The organism is uncultured Maribacter sp. (assembly GCF_963975365.1).
Taxonomy (GTDB): domain Bacteria; phylum Bacteroidota; class Bacteroidia; order Flavobacteriales; family Flavobacteriaceae; genus Maribacter.
The window spans coordinates 259534-277506 of sequence record NZ_CAXBGF010000002.1 but is presented as its reverse complement, the minus strand read 5'-3'; the positions used below and the strand labels follow the sequence as shown (position 1 = coordinate 277506).

The 17973-nt window shown below is 35.2% G+C and carries 14 protein-coding genes and 2 tRNA genes; 7 read left to right on the top strand and 9 right to left on the bottom strand.

Translation table 11 applies throughout. From position 1 onward, the window contains the following. Window positions 1–70 precede the first annotated feature (70 nt). Together AACZ49_RS04305 and AACZ49_RS04300 are read right to left on the bottom strand one after the other, a co-directional pair. Window positions 71–445, bottom strand: coding sequence for a DUF779 domain-containing protein (locus AACZ49_RS04305; RefSeq protein WP_339652028.1), 375 nt, complete (start codon window positions 443–445; stop codon window positions 71–73). Between the two features lie 13 nt (window positions 446–458). Continuing rightward, a complete protein-coding gene (locus AACZ49_RS04300) occupies window positions 459–1982 on the bottom strand; it encodes an aldehyde dehydrogenase family protein (RefSeq protein WP_339652027.1) in 1524 nt (507 codons plus the stop codon). A gap of 196 nt (window positions 1983–2178) precedes the next feature. Between AACZ49_RS04300 and AACZ49_RS04295 the strand changes: the two genes are divergently transcribed. Next, window positions 2179–3096 carry an AraC family transcriptional regulator gene (locus AACZ49_RS04295; protein WP_339652025.1) on the top strand — a complete coding sequence of 306 codons (918 nt, stop codon included), beginning with the start codon at window positions 2179–2181 and terminating at the stop codon, window positions 3094–3096. A 7-nt stretch (window positions 3097–3103) separates the two neighbouring features. Here the strand turns inward: AACZ49_RS04295 and cysS are convergent, their stop codons facing one another. Further along, window positions 3104–4582 (bottom strand): cysteine--tRNA ligase, encoded by a 1479-nt coding sequence (gene cysS, locus AACZ49_RS04290; protein ID WP_339652023.1) that lies wholly within the window; start codon window positions 4580–4582, stop codon window positions 3104–3106. Between the two features lie 14 nt (window positions 4583–4596). Next, window positions 4597–5277, bottom strand: a complete 681-nt coding sequence (folE, locus tag AACZ49_RS04285) for a GTP cyclohydrolase I FolE (protein WP_339652022.1) — start codon at window positions 5275–5277, stop codon at window positions 4597–4599. Between the two features lie 134 nt (window positions 5278–5411). Here folE and AACZ49_RS04280 point away from each other — a divergent pair, with 134 nt between their 5' ends. Both AACZ49_RS04280 and AACZ49_RS04275 read left to right on the top strand, forming a co-directional pair. Further along, on the top strand, window positions 5412–7214 hold the full coding sequence (locus tag AACZ49_RS04280; RefSeq protein ID WP_339652019.1) for a T9SS type B sorting domain-containing protein: 1803 nt from the start codon (window positions 5412–5414) through the stop codon (window positions 7212–7214). 125 nt (window positions 7215–7339) lie between these two features. Then, on the top strand, window positions 7340–8785 hold the full coding sequence (locus tag AACZ49_RS04275; RefSeq protein ID WP_339652017.1) for a T9SS type B sorting domain-containing protein: 1446 nt from the start codon (window positions 7340–7342) through the stop codon (window positions 8783–8785). Between the two features lie 52 nt (window positions 8786–8837). Here the strand turns inward: AACZ49_RS04275 and AACZ49_RS04270 are convergent, their stop codons facing one another. Together AACZ49_RS04270 and AACZ49_RS04265 are read right to left on the bottom strand one after the other, a co-directional pair. After that, window positions 8838–10343 carry an outer membrane protein transport protein gene (locus AACZ49_RS04270; protein ID WP_339652015.1) on the bottom strand — a complete coding sequence of 502 codons (1506 nt, stop codon included), beginning with the start codon at window positions 10341–10343 and terminating at the stop codon, window positions 8838–8840. A 33-nt stretch (window positions 10344–10376) separates the two neighbouring features. Then, window positions 10377–11660, bottom strand: a complete 1284-nt coding sequence (locus AACZ49_RS04265; RefSeq protein WP_339652012.1) for a hypothetical protein — start codon at window positions 11658–11660, stop codon at window positions 10377–10379. A 96-nt stretch (window positions 11661–11756) separates the two neighbouring features. On the opposite strand from AACZ49_RS04265, the gene proS reads away from it, so the two are divergent. The 4 genes from proS to rpsT all read left to right on the top strand — a co-directional run bounded on the left by proS (window position 11757) and on the right by rpsT (window position 13819). Then, the gene (gene proS / locus AACZ49_RS04260) at window positions 11757–13232 is read left to right on the top strand and encodes a proline--tRNA ligase (RefSeq protein WP_339652010.1); all 1476 of its coding nucleotides are present in this window, start codon (window positions 11757–11759) and stop codon (window positions 13230–13232) included. Between the two features lie 78 nt (window positions 13233–13310). After that, window positions 13311–13382: transfer RNA gene (locus AACZ49_RS04255), tRNA-Glu, on the top strand. 58 nt (window positions 13383–13440) lie between these two features. Beyond that, window positions 13441–13512, top strand: a tRNA-Glu gene (locus tag AACZ49_RS04250). Window positions 13513–13567: 55 nt separating this feature from the next. Further along, entirely contained in the window at window positions 13568–13819 is a 252-nt protein-coding gene (gene rpsT / locus AACZ49_RS04245; protein WP_091622364.1) for a 30S ribosomal protein S20, read from the top strand. Between the two features lie 870 nt (window positions 13820–14689). On the opposite strand, the gene AACZ49_RS04240 is transcribed toward rpsT, so the two are convergent. The 3 genes from AACZ49_RS04240 to rho form a co-directional block, all read right to left on the bottom strand. Then, window positions 14690–15373, bottom strand: a complete 684-nt coding sequence (locus tag AACZ49_RS04240) for a hypothetical protein (RefSeq protein WP_339652007.1) — start codon at window positions 15371–15373, stop codon at window positions 14690–14692. A 12-nt stretch (window positions 15374–15385) separates the two neighbouring features. Beyond that, on the bottom strand, window positions 15386–16063 hold the full coding sequence (locus AACZ49_RS04235) for a hypothetical protein (RefSeq protein ID WP_339652005.1): 678 nt from the start codon (window positions 16061–16063) through the stop codon (window positions 15386–15388). Between the two features lie 200 nt (window positions 16064–16263). Continuing rightward, a complete protein-coding gene (gene rho, locus AACZ49_RS04230; RefSeq protein WP_339652002.1) occupies window positions 16264–17910 on the bottom strand; it encodes a transcription termination factor Rho in 1647 nt (548 codons plus the stop codon). Window positions 17911–17973: the final 63 nt, after the last annotated feature.

Sequence of the window (17973 nt, the reverse complement as noted above, 5' to 3'; positions counted from 1 at the left end):
GGTAACTTTTTAGAAATAACAAGTCCGTATATTTTTACATACGGACTTGTTTTAAATTTTTAGATCTCTTTTAAAGGCCAATTCTTATGGGTTCTAGATGTTCTGCTTCTTCTTTAGAATATAATCTTGACTTAATTAAGAACCGTATGCCTAATGGAATTTCTAATGAAAAACTAGCGCCTCTACCTGGGGTAACATCTATGGTTAATTGTGTGTGTCTCCAATATTCAAATTGGTCTTTTGACATATGAAAATCACATCCTTCAATATTACCTAGCCAAACATCATTGTCGTCGAGCATTAAATCACCTTTGGTGAAACACATAGGAGCTGACCCATCACAACAGCCTCCACTTTGGTGAAACATAAGTTCACCATGTGTCTTTTTTAATTGAGCAATTATAGCGGCTGCTTTTTCTGTTATCAAAACTCGTTTAGTTTTCATTTTTATTTGTTGTCTAAAAGAATCCCATTGCTTTCTTATCATATGATATAAGCATATTTTTAGTTTGTCGATAGTGAGATAGCATCATTTTGTGATTCTCTCTACCAATTCCAGATTTTTTATATCCACCAAATGGTGCATGAGCAGGATATAAGTGATAACAGTTGACCCAAACTCTACCAGCTTTTATTGCTCTTGATATTTGATATGCTTGGTGTGTATCTCTGGTCCAGACACCAGCGCCTAAACCATATAAGGTGTCGTTAGCGATTTCGATTGCCTCGGCTTCATCTTTAAATGTCGTTACACAAAGTACAGGGCCGAATATTTCTTCTTGAAACACACGCATTTTATTGTTGCCCTTTAAGATAGTTGGTTGTACGTAGTAACCACCTTCTAAGCCCTCGTTGTAAGCTTGCTCTCCACCCGTGAGAACTTCGCAACCTTCTTCTTTTCCTATTTTAATATAACTCAATATTTTCTCAAATTGGTCATTAGAAGCTTGAGCTCCCATCATTGTATTTGGGTCTAATGGATGTCCCATTTTTATAGCCTTGGTGCGTTCAATGACACGCGCTATAAACTTATCGTAAATACTTTCTTGAACTAACATTCTAGATGGACAAGTACAGACTTCACCTTGGTTTAAGGCAAACATATTGGCGCCTTCTAAACATTTATCAAAGAATTCATCATCGGCATCCATTATACTTTCGAAGAAAATATTAGGCGATTTTCCACCAAGTTCTAATGTGACCGGGGTGATATTTTTAGATGCGTATTGCATGATTAATTGACCAGTAGTTGTTTCCCCAGTAAACGCAATTTTGTCTATTCTTGGGCTTGATGCCAAGGGTTTGCCTGCTTCTGCGCCAAAACCATTAACAACATTAAGAACACCTTCGGGTAAAATACCTTCGATGATTTCCATCAAGATTAAGATACCAACTGGAGTTTGTTCTGCAGGTTTAAGTACAACACAATTGCCTGCAGCTAAGGCCGGTGCTAATTTCCATGTTGCCATTAAAAGTGGAAAATTCCATGGAATTATTTGCCCCACTACACCTAGCGGTTCGGTAACGTTTAAGGCAACGGTATTGGCATCTAACTCACTTACCGAACCTTCTTCTGCTCTTATTACCCCAGCAAAATATCTGAAATGGTCAATGGCTAAAGGTAAATCGGCTGCTCGGGTTTCGCGTATGGCCTTACCATTGTCCCAAGTTTCTGCTCTGGCCAATACTTCTAGATTTTGCTCAATTTTATCGGCAATTTTTAAAAGCATATTGCTTCTTTCTGTGGCTGATGATATATTCCATGACGGAGCTGCTTTCCATGCAGCATCAATTGCCAATTCAATATCTTCAGCAGTAGACCTTGGAATTTTAGTGAATGATTTGCCATCTACTGGCGAAATGTTTTCAAAATATTCTCCTTTACTAGGTGCTACCCATTTACCGCCAATAAAGTTTTCATATTGGTTTTTAAATTTTGGTTTTTGAAGTACATCTTTTTCTACAGTTGCTGTTGTGCTCATCGTATATGATTTAAGTTAATAATTATATTTCATGGTCGAATCAAAATAATTTGTACGACATTCTAAATTTACTGCGCATATTCTTGAAATATCTGACGCATTCTACGAATAACATGAACAATCCTATCATTTATTGGTATTATGATTTTTTTAAGTGTAAAATTTTGTAAATTTCTTAATCATAAGAATTTATAGTGTGATACAATTATCAGAGAATTTTTTAAAAGGAAGGCAGTTAGAAACTTTGGTTGAAAACCAAACATCCTATACTATGAATAATGCAGCCATGCATGTCTTTGAAACACATGAGCAGGCTAAAAGTGTATTGTTGAAATTTGAGCAACCCGTTTTGGCTAGCATGATTCAAGGAAAAAAGATTATGCATTTGCGTGATTATGAGTCTTTTGATTTTTTACCTGGTGAATCTCTAGTACTGCCAGCCAATGAAAGTATGTGTATAGATTTTCCTGAGGCAATGGCGAAAAATCCTACTAGGTGTTTAGCTATGGCTATTTCCGAAGATAAAATAAACAAGGTGCTACAATTTATGAATGAAAATATGCCAAAGGATAGTAAGGAAGATTGGGGTATTATGGATTACAATTTTCACTTCGTAAATGACAGAGGGATTTATCAAATAATACAGCGACTATTATTTTTATTTACTGAAGACCACCCGTCCAAAGATTTTTTTGTGGATAATATGCTGCGTGAATTAATCATTCGAATTTTACAAACCAACGAGCGAAAAATTTATAGCAATGCAACACTTTCAATTAAAAGTGAAAGTAGGTTAACGGAGGTTATTCGGTATATAAGGAATAATGTACATAAATCGCTTCATGTAGAGCAGTTAAGTAAAATTGCTTGTATGAGTGTATCTAATTTTTATAGAACTTTTAAGTCCGAATTAGGAATTTCACCTGTCGAATTCATAAATAACGAAAGAATTAAATTGGCAGTTGGGTTATTACAAGACCCTAAACGAAGTATAAAAAATGTGTATCTAGATTGCGGCTTTGAAAGTAGGTCTTATTTTAATAGAGTATTTAAAACAAGGCAAAACTTAGCGCCAGGAGAATACCAGTCTAAAATAAAAAAAGCTAGATTTTAGACTAAAACTAAAGGCTATACGTGGTACCTTCTTTACCATCTTTAAGTTGTATGCCTAAAGCTGCTAACTGGTCACGAATCTTATCTGAAGTGGCAAAATCCTTATTTTCCCTAGCAGATTTACGTAATTCTATCAATAACTCAACAACACCAGCTAATTTTTCAGTATCTGCATCAGAACTACTTTTGTTTTCAAGCCCTAATACATCAAAAACAAAATTGTGAATTGTATTTTCAAGTTCTGCTCTATCTTCTTCGGTAATAGATTCTGTACCTTCTTTTATAAGATTGATATGCTTTACAGCATCGAATAAGGTCGCTATTAATATTGGGGTGTTAAAATCATCGTTCATGGCAGCATAACAGGAAGATTTCCAATCTGCAATATTAAAATTTGTTGTCTTGCCCGTGTTTAAAGATTTTAAAGAACTTATTGCTTCCATTAGTTTATTAAAGCCTTTCTCAGAAGCTAAAAGTGCTTCGTTGCTCATATCTAAAATGCTAGTATAATGTGCCTGCATCATAAAAAAACGAACCATTGATGGAGAGAATGGTTTGCTAAGGATTTCGTTTTCGCCTGAGAAAATTTCTCCGGGAAGTATACTATTTCCTGTAGATTTAGCCATTTTTCTACCATTAAGGGTCAACATATTAGCATGTAGCCAATAATTCACTGGGCTTTTTCCATTACAAGCTTCTGCTTGTGCTATTTCACATTCATGATGTGGAAATTTTAAATCCATTCCACCGCCGTGAATATCAAAAGTTTCCCCTAAATATTTTGTACTCATTGCGGTACACTCTAAATGCCAGCCTGGGAATCCATCTCCCCACGGTGAAGGCCAACGCATAATGTGTTGTGGTTCCGCTTTTTTCCAAAGGGCAAAATCTTGAGGATTATATTTGTCGTCTTGTGCGGCAAGATCACGGGTATTCGCAATCATGTCTTCAAGTTTACGACCGCTTAGTTTACCATATTCATGTTCTTTGTTAAACTTGGCAACATCGAAATATACAGAGCCATTGGTTTCGTAGGCAAATCCTTTTTCAAGAATGTCCTTAATAATTTCAATTTGCTCTATAATATGACCCGTAGCTGTCGGTTCAATACTTGGGGGTAAGAAGTTGAATTTTTCTAAAATATTATGGAAATCGACAGTGTATCGTTGTACAACTTCCATCGGTTCCAATTTTTCTAATCTGGCTTTTTTTGCAATTTTATCTTCTCCATCTTCTGCATCATCTACTAAATGACCTGCGTCGGTTATATTTCTGACATACCGGACTTTATAGCCTAGATGCCTGAAATACCTAAAAATCATATCGAAGGACATGAAAGTTCTACAATTGCCTAAATGCACATTACTATACACGGTAGGCCCACAAACGTACATGCCAATATGGCCTTCGTTTATTGGTTTAAAAACTTCTTTTTTCCCCGTTAAGGAATTATATATTCTAATTTCTTGATTTTCGTACAATTGCATGAAGCTATATGCGATTAAAAATGGGTGTCTAGATTAAGGTAATTCAAAAACTCACGGCGTACCAATTCTTCTTTGAATTTACCACCATATTCAGCGGTTACCGTACTGCTTTCTATATCACGTATTCCTCTTGAGTTAACACAAAGGTGCTTAGCATCAATAACGCAAGCAACATCTTCTGTTCCCAAAACTTCTTGTAATTCTCTTACGATTTGAATATTCAAACGTTCTTGAACTTGTGGTCTTTTTGCATAATAATCAACAACACGGTTCATTTTAGAAAGTCCGACTACGGTACCATTAGAAATATAGGCTACATGCGCGCGACCAACAATAGGTAAAAAGTGGTGTTCGCAGGTAGAATATAACGTTATGTTTTTCTCAACTAACATTTCGCCATATTTATATTTATTATCGAACGTAGATGCTTTTGGCTTTCTACTAGGGTGTAAACCTGCAAATATTTCGTTTACGTACATTTTAGCAACTCGATTAGGAGTTCCTTTTAAACTATCATCATTCAAATCTAATCCTAGAGTAAGCATTATGTCACGAACATTTTCACGTATACGCTGAATCTTCGTAGCGTCATCTAAAACAAAGGCGTCTTTGCGTAAGGGGGTATCCTCTGAAGTAGGAATATGATCGTTTCCTAATTCATCAAATTGATTTTCCAATGTATCCTCAATTTTCATTTCAACTAACTTTTACAAGCTGCAAAGATATACAATATGTGCCACTTTATAACTAAATAGGGGCACTACACAACATAAATTAGACATAACGTAAAGGTCTCGTTAATTTTAATATTAGAAATTTCGAAGCCCCTATGACTAAGTATGGTATAACCATTCTCTTTATTAATTTTTTTGGCACCTTATCTTGTTTTTCACAAGTAGCGCCAGATTGTATTAGTGCTATTCCTATTTGTAACAATACTCCAATTAATGCGGGTACCAACGGATATGGCTTAGATGATTTTAATGGAGCTTCAGTATCAGGTTGTATCACTCAAGCAACAGGTACAGTAGAGACTAACTCTGCATGGTATCGTTTTAGAACTAGCGAGACCGGACAATTAGGTTTTAATATAGGTTTTGATTCAAATGAGGATTGGGATTTTGCCTTATATAAAACCAATGATTGTGGTAATCTCGGTGAACCTATTCGATGTAATTATTTTGATAATTCGGATGACAGTATATATATTGGTGTTGGTCAAGATCCAACGGGAGTTGCTAATATTCAGTATGAAGATTGGTTAGAAGCTGCACCGAATGAAGATTATTATTTATTGATTAATAATTATAGTAATAATAATTCTGGATTCTCAATTCAATTTTCAGGAAACATTTTTTTAGAATTTCCAAATTCGGCGTTGGATTGTAATATAATAGATAATTTATTAGGTCCGCCAAAAATTGCGTGTGATAGTGAAAATGTAATTTTAGATGCTACAACATTAGATGCGATAGATTATGAATGGTATTTGGATATAGGTACAGGCTATCAACGCATACCGGGTGAAAGCGGCCCGGAACTAAATGTAGCAGTTTCTGCTATGTATCGGGTTTTAGTCATTAGACCTTTAGGAAATAATTTAATAAGTGAAACACAAGTAGCTTATGCGCCTGCACCATTTACATATGAATTAACTGATGAAACAGTTTGTTTAGATGGTACTGCTTTAGATTTTAATTCGAAGGATTTAGAAGTCTTAGGAGATCAAAGTTCTTTAGAATTTCTAGTCACTTATCATTCCTCAATCGAAGAGGCTGTGAATGGCATTAATGCGCTTACTAAAGAATATATACCCTCACAAATCTCAGAAACGATTTTTGTTCGTACAACATCAATAGAGAATGGTAGTTGTTATGATGCATCAGAATCTTTTGATATTAACGGTATTGAACTACCGTATTTAGATTTTGATACGAGTGTGTTTATTTGTGGAGATACTCCTGTTGTAACGATAGGTCAAAGAATTCCAGATTCTAATTTTACTTATGAATGGAGTTCTGGGCAGAACACTTCACTTATAACGGTTGCAAAAGAAGGTGTTTACACCTTATCCGTTACTAATTTGGAAGGCGCATTGCAATGTGTTACTGTTCGTTCTGTTACGGTTGTTTTTTCTAAACCGCCTGTTATTTCTGATGTAACTATCCTATATGAAGATGATGAATCGAACGTAGTTTCGGTATTTTTGGAAGATGATGGTGATTTTGATTATCAAGTGGATAATGAAGAACCTCAAAGTAGTTCGATATTTAATAATCTGTTTCCGGGCGAGCATAGGATAACTGTTACAGATTTAAATGGTTGTGGTTTAGATTCAAAGAATATAGTGGTTGTAGGCTTTTCTAAATTTTTTACACCTAATGCAGATGGTGTAAATGATAAGTGGAAGGTAGACGGACTTTCAGTTTTAGACAACCCTGTTATTACAATCTATAATCGATATGGCAAGTTATTGTATCAATTGAATGAGGATTCAAGTGGCTGGGACGGTACTTTTAAGGGTGTTTTATTGCCAGAATCGGATTATTGGTTTAAGTTGTCGTATACCAATTCTTTGGGACAAAGCACCAATGCCGCATATATAAACAATCATTTTACTTTAAAACGATAGTGCCATAAAAGCTATCTGAAAAGTGTATTTTATCGATTAAACACCATAATAATCGATGTAAAATACTAAAGTTTGGCATGTGTAGTTATAATATACATTACGTATACTAATAGCCACTCTATATTATGAGAACACTTCTTTGTTCTGTATGTTGTTTGTTTCTTTTCTATTGGAATTCAACTGCTCAAAATTCAGCCGATTGTAGAACAGCAATACCTGTATGTGCTGATCAACCTATTATGGGAATCGCTGGGGGTACTGGCGATGTTGATGATTTTGACCCAGAAGTAATACTACAAACAGGGTGCTTGGAGAAAGGAAGTCTTGTATCTGCAAATATTGAATTCAACACTTCTTGGTTTGTCTTTAGGGCGGGTACCGGTGGTCAAGTTGGTTTTGATATTGAAGCATTGTCTTCATCTGGATCTACGCCTACTGCAGAATGGGATTTTGCTGTTTATGGTCCAGATATTGATTGTGCCGATATTAGTAATGGCACGGCACAACCGATACGTTGTAATTATGAAGTGAACGATACTAATTTTACGGGTCTAGGTGTGAATCCTGAAAGCGGGCAAGAAGGTGCAGCTTCTTTAACAGGAAGTCAGAACACTTATGATGAATATTTAGATGTGCTACCAGGTGAACTATATTATATTCTAATTAATAATTTTGCCGATAATTTTACAGGAGATCCAGAACCTTTTATGTTAACTTTTACAGGAAGTTCTGTTAGTGATGATCAAAATACTGCTTTAGATTGTACGCTTAGGGATGAATTTTTAGGATTGGATATAATCGCATGTGAAGGTGATGATGATATTACTATAAGTGCATTGAATTCTCCTGCTGGTGCAGATATTTTAAATGTTGAGTGGACCGTTGATTATGAAGATGATGGTGTAGTAGACGATACGCTTACGGGATCTGGGGATTTTGGTGCAGAATTAGTTGTAGTAAGTCCTAACTCTGGACGCTATTTTGCGACAATTACTACTATTTCAGGAACACCGCCAACAGTAAGCGATGATAGCGGCGTACTAATTACGTTTTTTGGAACGCCCATACTAGATCGAGTAGAAACATTAGATGCTAACCTATCAATTGATCCTGACCAGAATAACATTGAATTTTTTGTTGAGGGTAATGGGGATTATGAATATGCTATTAATGGTGGTGAGTTTCAAGATAATTCTGTATTTATAAATGTACCTCCCGGACTTAATACGGTAATTATAAATGACAAAAACGGTTGTGGTATTACCGACCCGTTGGAATTTCTTGTGGTAGGGTATCCTAAGTTTTTTACACCAAATGGAGATGGTATTAATGATGGTTGGAATATTAAAGGTATTGATAGACCGGATTTGATAATCAATCCTGTTGTATTTGTTTTCGATAGGTATGGTAAGCTATTAAAACAGCTAGGCCCCGAAGGTGGTTGGGATGGCACTTTTAATGGCCAGCCGATGCCTGCTACCGATTACTGGTTTCGATTTGAATATTCTGAAACCGATGGAAATTTATTGGTAGCTAAAACAAGAAAAACACATTTTTCATTAAAGAGATAAAAAAAGGGAGCAAATTTGCTCCCTTTTTTTATGTATTTAGCAATAAACTTAATCAGAAATTTATCGTGTAGCTTAACGTTGCATTGGTATTAATTCTATTAATAATCGCTGGTGTAGTAATACCAGTATCAAATAATCGTTCGTTAATATCTTGCTGAGAACGGCTTAAGGCAAAATCTAATCTACTACCTCCAAAATTATAACCGATACCGCCAGAAACGGCATTTAAATCACCTATGGTATTTCCATTGGCATAAGGGCTTTGTTCAAAACGATAACCAGCTCTTAAACTAACTTGTTCAATTTTGTATTCTCCACCAAGTCGAAATGTCGATACCGTACCTAGGTCATTAAAAATTTGGTTGTTAACAATTTGAAAACTTGGGTCGCTTGTAGGTCGTAATTCTGCCTTAGAAAAATCTTGATACCCGTAATCAAAACTTAATAATCCATCTTGTGCAAAGATGATAGCTATGCTTCCAGTCATCTTACTTGGGGTTTTAACCGTATATGATTCAAAAAGATTTACAATGTTAAGATCAATAAAATTAATTTCATCATCGGCCAAATCAGAATTGATGCGTTGAGAAAAATCATCTTCTAGTTGATACCATGTAGGGGATTGGTAGCTTCCACCTAAACGTATATTTTCATTTAGTTTGCCTATTGCTCCCAAGCTAAAGGAGAAACCGTAACCTTCTGTCTGTAAGTAATTGTCGAAAGTTGTTCTCTGTATTTCTGAAGTTGGGTCATATCCGTTTTCTGTGAATTGGTCAAACCTTGAATACAATACATTATGAAAATTTAAAGAGGCTCCCATATAAATATTCTCTTTAAATTGAGAGCCCATATTTAAGGTTAATTTACTGTTGTAGCCAGTGGTTCTTCTTAAAAGCTCCTGATTTAAGGAATTGTAAATGGCATTACTAACGTAATCGGTGTTGTTATCATCTCCTGAAATAGGGTCAAGAATACCTCCATAGTACCCTAAAAATGTCTGTTGCTCTTTATAACCCTGATTAGAGCCGATGTCTAAATAAGCTTCTTCTATATATTCTCCGTCTTGGCGTAGAATAGACCCGAAAGGTGTGCCTTGTGCAAAATTTAAAAAGTAATTGTCAATACCTTGAGTGCTGTTTCCAGCAACATAATATTCATTGTCGAAATTTGTGACAACATCATAATTTAATGCCAAGGTGAATTTCTGCCAATCGGAATCGGAATTCGTGTTTTTAAAAACAAATGCACCACCAATCTGATTTAGGTCTAAATTGTTATTCCTTGAACTTATGCTATTTCCAAAATAGCTAGATTGATTGTTGGTGTTGTAATTTGATCCAGAAATGGTAAATAAACTATTGTTGAAAACAGCTGACCCGGCCGGATTTACATTTAAAGAGGATAAATCACCTCCTAATGCTCCAAAAGCTCCCCCCATTGCCTGAAAGCGAGCAGTTCCTTGAAGGTTTTCCATACCATATTGTAATACTTCATTTATGTTCTGAGCACTACCGAAGGCACACACTGCTAGTGTTATGAAAGTTAAATATCTTTTCATATCAATATTTTGGATTTTAAAAAATCATTAAAATTAATTATTTCTACCACTACTTCTGCTAGATGATGAGCCAGAGGATCTGGAGGACCCACTGCCTGAGCTTCTTGCCGACGAACCAGAACTTCTAGAGCTACTACTGCCCGAACTTCTATATGAACCGCTAGAATTACTTCTTGAGCTATTGCCGGAACTTCTGTAAGACCCACTGTTTGAACTGCTTGCAGAACGACCCGTTGAATAATTGTTCCCTGTTCGTGAGCTACTATTTCCAGAACTTCTATATGTTGATGTTCTTGGGGTCATAACTCTACTACTGGATCTTGTGGTGCCTGATGTATTTGGACTTGAAGAATATCTGCTAGAACTTCGCGAAGATGAGTTGTATCTTGGTGTGGCCCTTGTGCTTCTACTAGTTCTGTAATCTCTGTTCTGATCAACACCAACAGTTCTTGTGGTTGTTGTGTTTCCAGAATACGTTCTTGCGCTACGAGAATTTGAAGAGCTTCTTGCTGTTGCCGTTCTAGAATCGGTACTTCTGTATCTAGGAGAATCTCCTCTTGTGTTTACGTTAGATCTACCCCTTAATGTATTTGTTGTAGCACCGTTGTTTATGGTAGTTCTGTTAAAATTACCTCTTCTAGAGTTGTTGTAGGCATAACTTCTGTTATTGTAGTAGCCATAATTGTGGTTATAGTTTATGTATCCGTACCCAAAACCATAGTAAGGGTAGTTCCATCCGTATCCATATCCATAATAACCACCATATCCCCAATTATTCCATCTGTTCCATCTCCAAGGATTGTTCCATCCATATCCATAATAACCACCATATCCCCAATTGTTCCATCCCCAAACTGGGTTTGCCCAACCATAAAGTCCTCCGTATCCCCAATTATTCCATCCATTGTCATAAATGTTAATACTTACGTTAGAATTATTATCGCCCCATCCACCGTAACCTTGGTAGTCGTTTTCACTTGAATAATAATCTGTTAATTGACCTTGTGGTACACTGTCATTTACAGTTTTGCTCGAGTAAGAATCAACATCTGTGAAAATTTCACTATCCAATATTTCATTATATTGATTGGCCTTTTCTTCAAAATAATCAGAATAGGTGTCCGTTTCTGTATTATTTTGTTGGTAATTTCGTTGCTCTGGTCTTCTTTCTACTGTGGCTGGGGCATTATTGGAATAAATACCGTCATTGTCATAATAAGAAGATTGTTGGTAAGAACCACATGAGGCTATTATTATACCTAAGGTCACCAACATTGTTATGTTGCGAAGTCTGTTGTGGGGTAAAGAATATATCATCGGATCAAAATTAAATTGTTGAACATATTAAAAATAACTAGTTTTACCCAATTAATTTATTATAATATTCACAAAATTTGTGCCAAACTCCAGAAAATGAGTAAAAATTTGACTAAGAGAAGTGAGGATTATTCCAAATGGTATAACGAATTAGTAGTGAAGGCAGATTTAGCCGAGAACTCTGGCGTTAGAGGTTGTATGGTGATAAAGCCCTACGGTTATGGAATATGGGAGAAGATGCAGGCAGGCTTGGATAAAATGTTTAAGGAAACGGGACATGAAAATGCATATTTTCCTTTATTTATACCAAAATCTTACTTTAGTAGAGAAGCTAGTCATGTAGAAGGCTTCGCTAAGGAATGTGCAGTAGTTACCCATTATAGATTAAAAAACGCTGAAGACGGTAGTGGAGTAATTGTAGATCCAGATGCAAAACTGGAAGAGGAATTAATTGTAAGACCTACTTCTGAAACAATTATTTGGGATACCTATAGGAAATGGATTCAGTCTTACAGAGATTTGCCTTTATTGATTAATCAATGGGCCAATGTTGTGCGATGGGAAATGAGAACAAGACTATTTTTGAGAACGTCGGAGTTTTTATGGCAAGAAGGGCACACTGCACACGCTACTGAAAAAGAAGCAATAGCAGAGGCGGAACAAATGATGAACGTTTATGCTGATTTTGCCGAGAACCATATGGCAGTACCAGTAATTAAAGGAACAAAAACCGAAAGCGAACGTTTTGCGGGTGCGATTGAAACCTATTGTATTGAAGCATTAATGCAAGATGGAAAAGCGTTACAGGCGGGAACATCACATTTCTTAGGTCAAAATTTCGCAAAGGCATTCGACGTTAAGTTCGCTACTAAAGAGGGTGGTAAAGAGTATGTTTGGGCTACCTCATGGGGAGTTTCTACTAGATTGATGGGGGCATTGGTGATGACGCATAGTGATGATAACGGATTAGTGATTCCACCAAAATTGGCGCCAATTCAAGTAGTAATAGTCCCTATTTATAAAGGATTAGATCAGTTGGATGAAATTTCTGAAAAAGTATTGCCATTAGTGAAAGAATTAAGGTCTAAAGGTATTTCTGTGAAATTCGATGATAGAGATACGCATAAGCCTGGTTTTAAATTTAATGAATATGAACTACGTGGAGTGCCTGTTAGGTTAGCGGTAGGACCAAGAGACTTGGAAAATGGTACATTTGAGGTAGCTAGAAGAGATACACTGCAAAAAGAAACCGTTCTATCGACCGATGTGGTGGCTAAAATAGAGTTCTTAATGGAAGATATTCAGAAGAATTTGTATCAAAGGGCATTGGATTATCGTACGAAGCATATTACTAAAGTTGATTCTTATGATGAATTCAAGAAAATTTTAGATGAAAAAGGTGGATTTATATCTGCACATTGGGATGGTAGCAAGGAAACCGAGGAGCGTGTGAAAAACGAAACAAAAGCAACGATTAGGTGCATTCCTATTGATGCTGTGACTGAAGAAGGCGTGTGTATGGTGACCGGTAAACCCTCAAATAAAAGAGTGTTATTTGCGAAAGCATATTAAAAATTTTAAAAAATAATATTCAGGTGTTGTGATAGTAAAAAATATTTGTATTTTTGCATCCGCAATTGCTCAAAGTATGGTCCGTTCGTCTAGGGGTTAGGACGCCAGGTTTTCATCCTGGTAACAGGGGTTCGATTCCCCTACGGACTACTAAGTAGTTGAAGATTTAGGTTTTTAATTGCTATTTATAAGTTCTAGTTAAAATAATGGTCCGTTCGTCTAGGGGTTAGGACGCCAGGTTTTCATCCTGGTAACAGGGGTTCGATTCCCCTACGGACTACTAGTAAAACATTTTCAGGATTTTAATAAATCCTATAAACAAATTAAGAGATAAAATGGCAAATCACAAGTCAGCGTTAAAGAGAATCAGAAGAAACGAAGCAGTACGTTTACGTAACAAATATCAACATAAAACAATGCGTAATGCATTGAGAAAGTTGCGTGCTGAAGAAGATAAAAAATCTGCTGAAACATTATACCCTACAGTGGTTAGTATGATAGACCGTTTAGCAAAACGTAACATTATACATGATAATAAAGCTGCAAACTTAAAAAGTAAATTAGCGAAGCACGTAGCGGCTCTTTAATTTAGCTTTACTTATAATATTTAAAGCCTTCCTTCTAGGAAGGTTTTTTTGTTGTACTGGACCTTCTTTAAATTCAATATTATTGAGTTTGAGAAGGTCTTTTGTTTTAATGGTAGAATTAATTTAGTTGTATCCTAATTGGTTCGATTTTATACGAAGTCGCTTCATCAATATTAAATCAAGTATAATACATGAGTAGAATATGCCAATTGTTGCATAATGAAATACTGATAAATTGGATTCATTATAGAAATTATAATGGTAGGTATAAAATATACATAGTTACTGGGTAGCATGTATAAAAAATAAAATACCCAAACTGATCCAAAAAGTTAAGTTTGTGTGTACTGGAAGTTTTTGATCTTTCTTGAGTATTTGATATAAGTATGTTAGAACAGCATAGAGTAAAATTATAGCACCGATTAATATTGCATAATTTTGAGGTTGTAAGTAAAAGTCTTGCAAAAACAAATTGATTATACAAGTGGCCAAAAATACCCAACTACCATATTTAATTATCTTTTTGCTTATTGATTTGTCAATGATATGATAAAATATATAATAGAAATATAGAAAAAAGATAATATCAAAAATATTGAAAATAACTGTATTATAATTATAATACCCTTGTTTGTAGATAATCTGAATTTCATCTACATCTCGAATGATAATACCTAGGGTTTCTGTTAAGAATGTGTAGGTAATCAGAACAGGTAGTTATTTTAATATCGTATTATAATAGAGGTGGTATTTAGCAATGGATAGCATTAGAGCAAAAAAGTAGAGTAACATGAAATAATTATTCAATATGTACTCTATCATAATTCAATCTTTAATTAGCAGATTATTTATTCTATAATAGATTTTATATTACCTAAAGGCGTGTCTTCTTCCTTTCATGAATCCAATTATGAACAGACTGTACATTATGACTATAAGTACTCTCAGAACTGATCTTAATTCGTACTTTATCCAAGTCTCATAATCTGTATATCCTATAACATAAATTACTGGAAATACGGTATAAAAAACTAATAAAGCAAGACTTACCCAAAACATTAGGTTGTGTATTTGAAATAATTCTTGCTGTTGTTGGGCTTTATCTTTAAAATATAGAATAATACAAAACACTAATAGCCAAGAACTTATTGCAAGGGCGTAATAGAGATTGGTTTCAAGTGGGTTTTGAAATATAGTACTTATTAAATATGCCAAAAGTGAGATTATTGCGCTAATGATTATCCACTTTTTATAACTTCTATTATGTATTAATTGCCTGTAAACGAAGTAAAAAAAGCAAAAGAATATAATCGCATATATATTATAAATTACATCATTAAAGTTGCTGTATTTGACATTCTGAAAAAAGGAAATTTCGTTATAAGTTCTTACTAAATATCCTAATACTTCATTGAAAAAAGTATAAGCAATAATCATTGGAAAGTACTTTAATGCCGTATCATAATATTTTCTATATGTGGACAGTGATATAAATAGCGTCACTGCATAAACTAGCATATAATAATTTTCCTTGATAAAAGACAATGTAAGCATGCAGTACTTGTTTTAAAAATCTGTTTTTGGCGGTGGGCCACCTTGACCAAAATTTAAAGCTAAGCTTTTGCTAACTTGTAAATTAGTGTTTAAGGAGAATTTGGATACGAACCCTGCTAGTGCTTTTTGTTTTTTATCGTCAGATAATCCCATACCTTCATTAGAAGAATCTTTCCAATCTTTAATCAATTCGGCTTTACCATTACTACCAATGAAGAATCCATAATTAATTCCATCTTTTTCTAGAGTAGGAACCATGAAAATTGAATTTTGTCTTTTGTGAATTACCTTTTTTCCGTTAGGGAATTTTTCTTCATTAGGGTAGTTGGCGAAATACAATCTTAATTTGGTAACTTTGTTAACACCGCCCGAATGAGCTTCTTGGTCTATATAAGCTATGTATTGCTTTAGGGAATCGTAATCAAAATCTACGAATCGAGATGCTTCAAATTTTTCATCCGGTTGCCGTTGTTTTGTTTCGTAAGGCTCAATTAGGCTAACCCTATGTTCTGAATAATTGTCATAAATAGTATTTGCTTCGTTTAGTGAAATAATATTAGCAGGAGCATCAATGATTGGTGGACTTTTTGGATTTGGTTCGTTTTCTTTCTGTATTTGATTACAGCTAAAAATACTACTTAGCACAAGAACACATAGGGTTTTGGTGGTAATTGAAGTTGGTCTTTTCATTTTCCGTGAATTAGGGTTTGTGATAAGAAAACTGAAAAAAGACTGGGGGAGAATCTTTCTCTTATTTGTTAAAGATATTAAAAAAAATAAAGGAGTGTTGAAAGTGGGTTTATGGTATTAATAGAGATAGCGCTTTGTTGAAAATAAAAAATCCCGACTTCAATTTGAAATCGGGATTTTTTTTATAAAACTTATGTTTCTTAATTATTCATCGTCAGCAAGAATTCTTCATTGTTCTTCGTTTGTTTAAAACGCTGCTCAATAAACTCCATTGCTTCTACAGGATTCATATCTGCAAGATACTTACGCATAATCCACATACGTTGTAAAGTAGTTTCATCTAATAGCATATCGTCTCTACGTGTACTAGAAGAAGTTAGGTCAATGGCAGGGAATATTCTTCTGTTGGCAATTTTACGATCCAATTGAAGTTCCATGTTGCCAGTACCTTTAAATTCTTCAAAAATAACTTCATCCATTTTTGAACCGGTCTCTGTTAATGCTGTAGCAATAATAGTAAGAGAACCACCGCCTTCGATGTTACGGGCAGCACCAAAGAATCTTTTTGGTTTGTGTAGTGCGTTAGCATCAACACCACCACTTAATACTTTACCGGATGCAGGTTGCACGGTGTTATACGCTCGTGCTAAACGCGTAATAGAATCTAATAGGATTACTACATCATGACCACATTCTACCAATCTCTTGGCTTTTTCCAAAACAATGTTCGCTACACGAACATGTTCAGTAGGTTCTTTATCGAATGTAGAGGCAACAACTTCGCCACGTACATTGCGTTGCATGTCGGTAACCTCTTCAGGGCGTTCGTCAATTAATAATATAATTTGATATACCTCAGGGTGATTAGCAGCGATACCGTTTGCAATATCCTTTAAAAGCATGGTTTTACCAGACTTTGGCTGAGATACTATCATACCTCTTTGTCCTTTTCCAATAGGACAGAACAAGTCGATAATACGGGTAGATATAGTACTTTGGCGTTCTGCCAAGTTAAATTTTTCTTGAGGGAATAACGGAGTTAAGTGTTCGAATGAAACACGATCACGAACGATTTGTGGGTCAATGCCATTAATTTTATTCACCTTAATTAAAGGAAAATACTTTTCACCTTCCTTAGGTGGTCTAACATTACCTAGAACGGTATCCCCAGTTTTTAAACCGAAAAGTCTAATCTGTGATTGTGATACATAAATATCATCTGGTGATGATAGGTAATTGTAATCTGACGAACGTAAAAATCCGTAACCATCTTGCATAATATCCAATACACCTTCACTCGCTATAATAGAGTCAAATTCATACTCTGGCTCCTTATACCTATTTTTTAGGTCCTTGTCAAAATTACTTTTGTCGTGAGGAGTTCTCGGGTTTGGCTTTTTGCTATTCGGATTATTATTTTGAGGAGAATTCTTCTGAAAATCTTTTTTGGTATTTGGTGTATTCGGAGCTTTTGGCCTTGGTCGTGGCCTAGGCTTAGGTGTTTCTGCGCTTTCCTTTACATCTTTTTCAGGAGCGTCTTCTTTTTTTGAAGACTCTTCTTTTACAGTAGATCTCGGTTCCTTTGCTTCATTTGGAGCAACCCGTGGTCTTGGCCTTGGTTTTGGCTTCGGTTTCGGTTTTTCTTCCACAGGTTTGCTAACTTCTAATGCTTCTGTTTTAACAGGTGCAATAGCAGCAGTAACTTTAGGGTTTGCAGCTTGTAAGTCTAATATCTGGTAGACTAAATCTAATTTTTTTAAGGTTTTGAATTTGGGAACCTTTAGTCCTTTAGCAATATCCTGAAGCTCAGGTAGCTTTTTTGATTTTAAATCTGAAATCTCAAACATTAAGTAGTCGAATAAATTATGAGTATAATATTTTGTAAGAAGTATATTTTTTTTGGATAAACT

Bases quoted from the DNA above. Each gene is read 5' to 3' on its own strand.
- folE (WP_339652022.1), bottom strand. From the start codon at position 5,277: ATGAAAATTGAGGATACATTGGAAAATCAATTTGATGAATTAGGAAAC.
- AACZ49_RS04275 (WP_339652017.1), top strand. From the start codon at position 7,340: ATGAGAACACTTCTTTGTTCTGTATGTTGTTTGTTTCTTTTCTATTGG.
- AACZ49_RS04240 (WP_339652007.1), bottom strand. From the start codon at position 15,373: ATGCTTACATTGTCTTTTATCAAGGAAAATTATTATATGCTAGTTTAT.
- cysS (WP_339652023.1), bottom strand. From the start codon at position 4,582: ATGCAATTGTACGAAAATCAAGAAATTAGAATATATAATTCCTTAACG.
- AACZ49_RS04235 (WP_339652005.1), bottom strand. From the start codon at position 16,063: ATGAAAAGACCAACTTCAATTACCACCAAAACCCTATGTGTTCTTGTG.
- AACZ49_RS04265 (WP_339652012.1), bottom strand. From the start codon at position 11,660: ATGATATATTCTTTACCCCACAACAGACTTCGCAACATAACAATGTTG.
- rpsT (WP_091622364.1), top strand. From the start codon at position 13,568: ATGGCAAATCACAAGTCAGCGTTAAAGAGAATCAGAAGAAACGAAGCA.
- AACZ49_RS04280 (WP_339652019.1), top strand. From the start codon at position 5,412: ATGACTAAGTATGGTATAACCATTCTCTTTATTAATTTTTTTGGCACC.
- rho (WP_339652002.1), bottom strand. From the start codon at position 17,910: ATGTTTGAGATTTCAGATTTAAAATCAAAAAAGCTACCTGAGCTTCAG.
- AACZ49_RS04305 (WP_339652028.1), bottom strand. From the start codon at position 445: ATGAAAACTAAACGAGTTTTGATAACAGAAAAAGCAGCCGCTATAATT.
- proS (WP_339652010.1), top strand. From the start codon at position 11,757: ATGAGTAAAAATTTGACTAAGAGAAGTGAGGATTATTCCAAATGGTAT.
- AACZ49_RS04300 (WP_339652027.1), bottom strand. From the start codon at position 1,982: ATGAGCACAACAGCAACTGTAGAAAAAGATGTACTTCAAAAACCAAAA.
- AACZ49_RS04270 (WP_339652015.1), bottom strand. From the start codon at position 10,343: ATGAAAAGATATTTAACTTTCATAACACTAGCAGTGTGTGCCTTCGGT.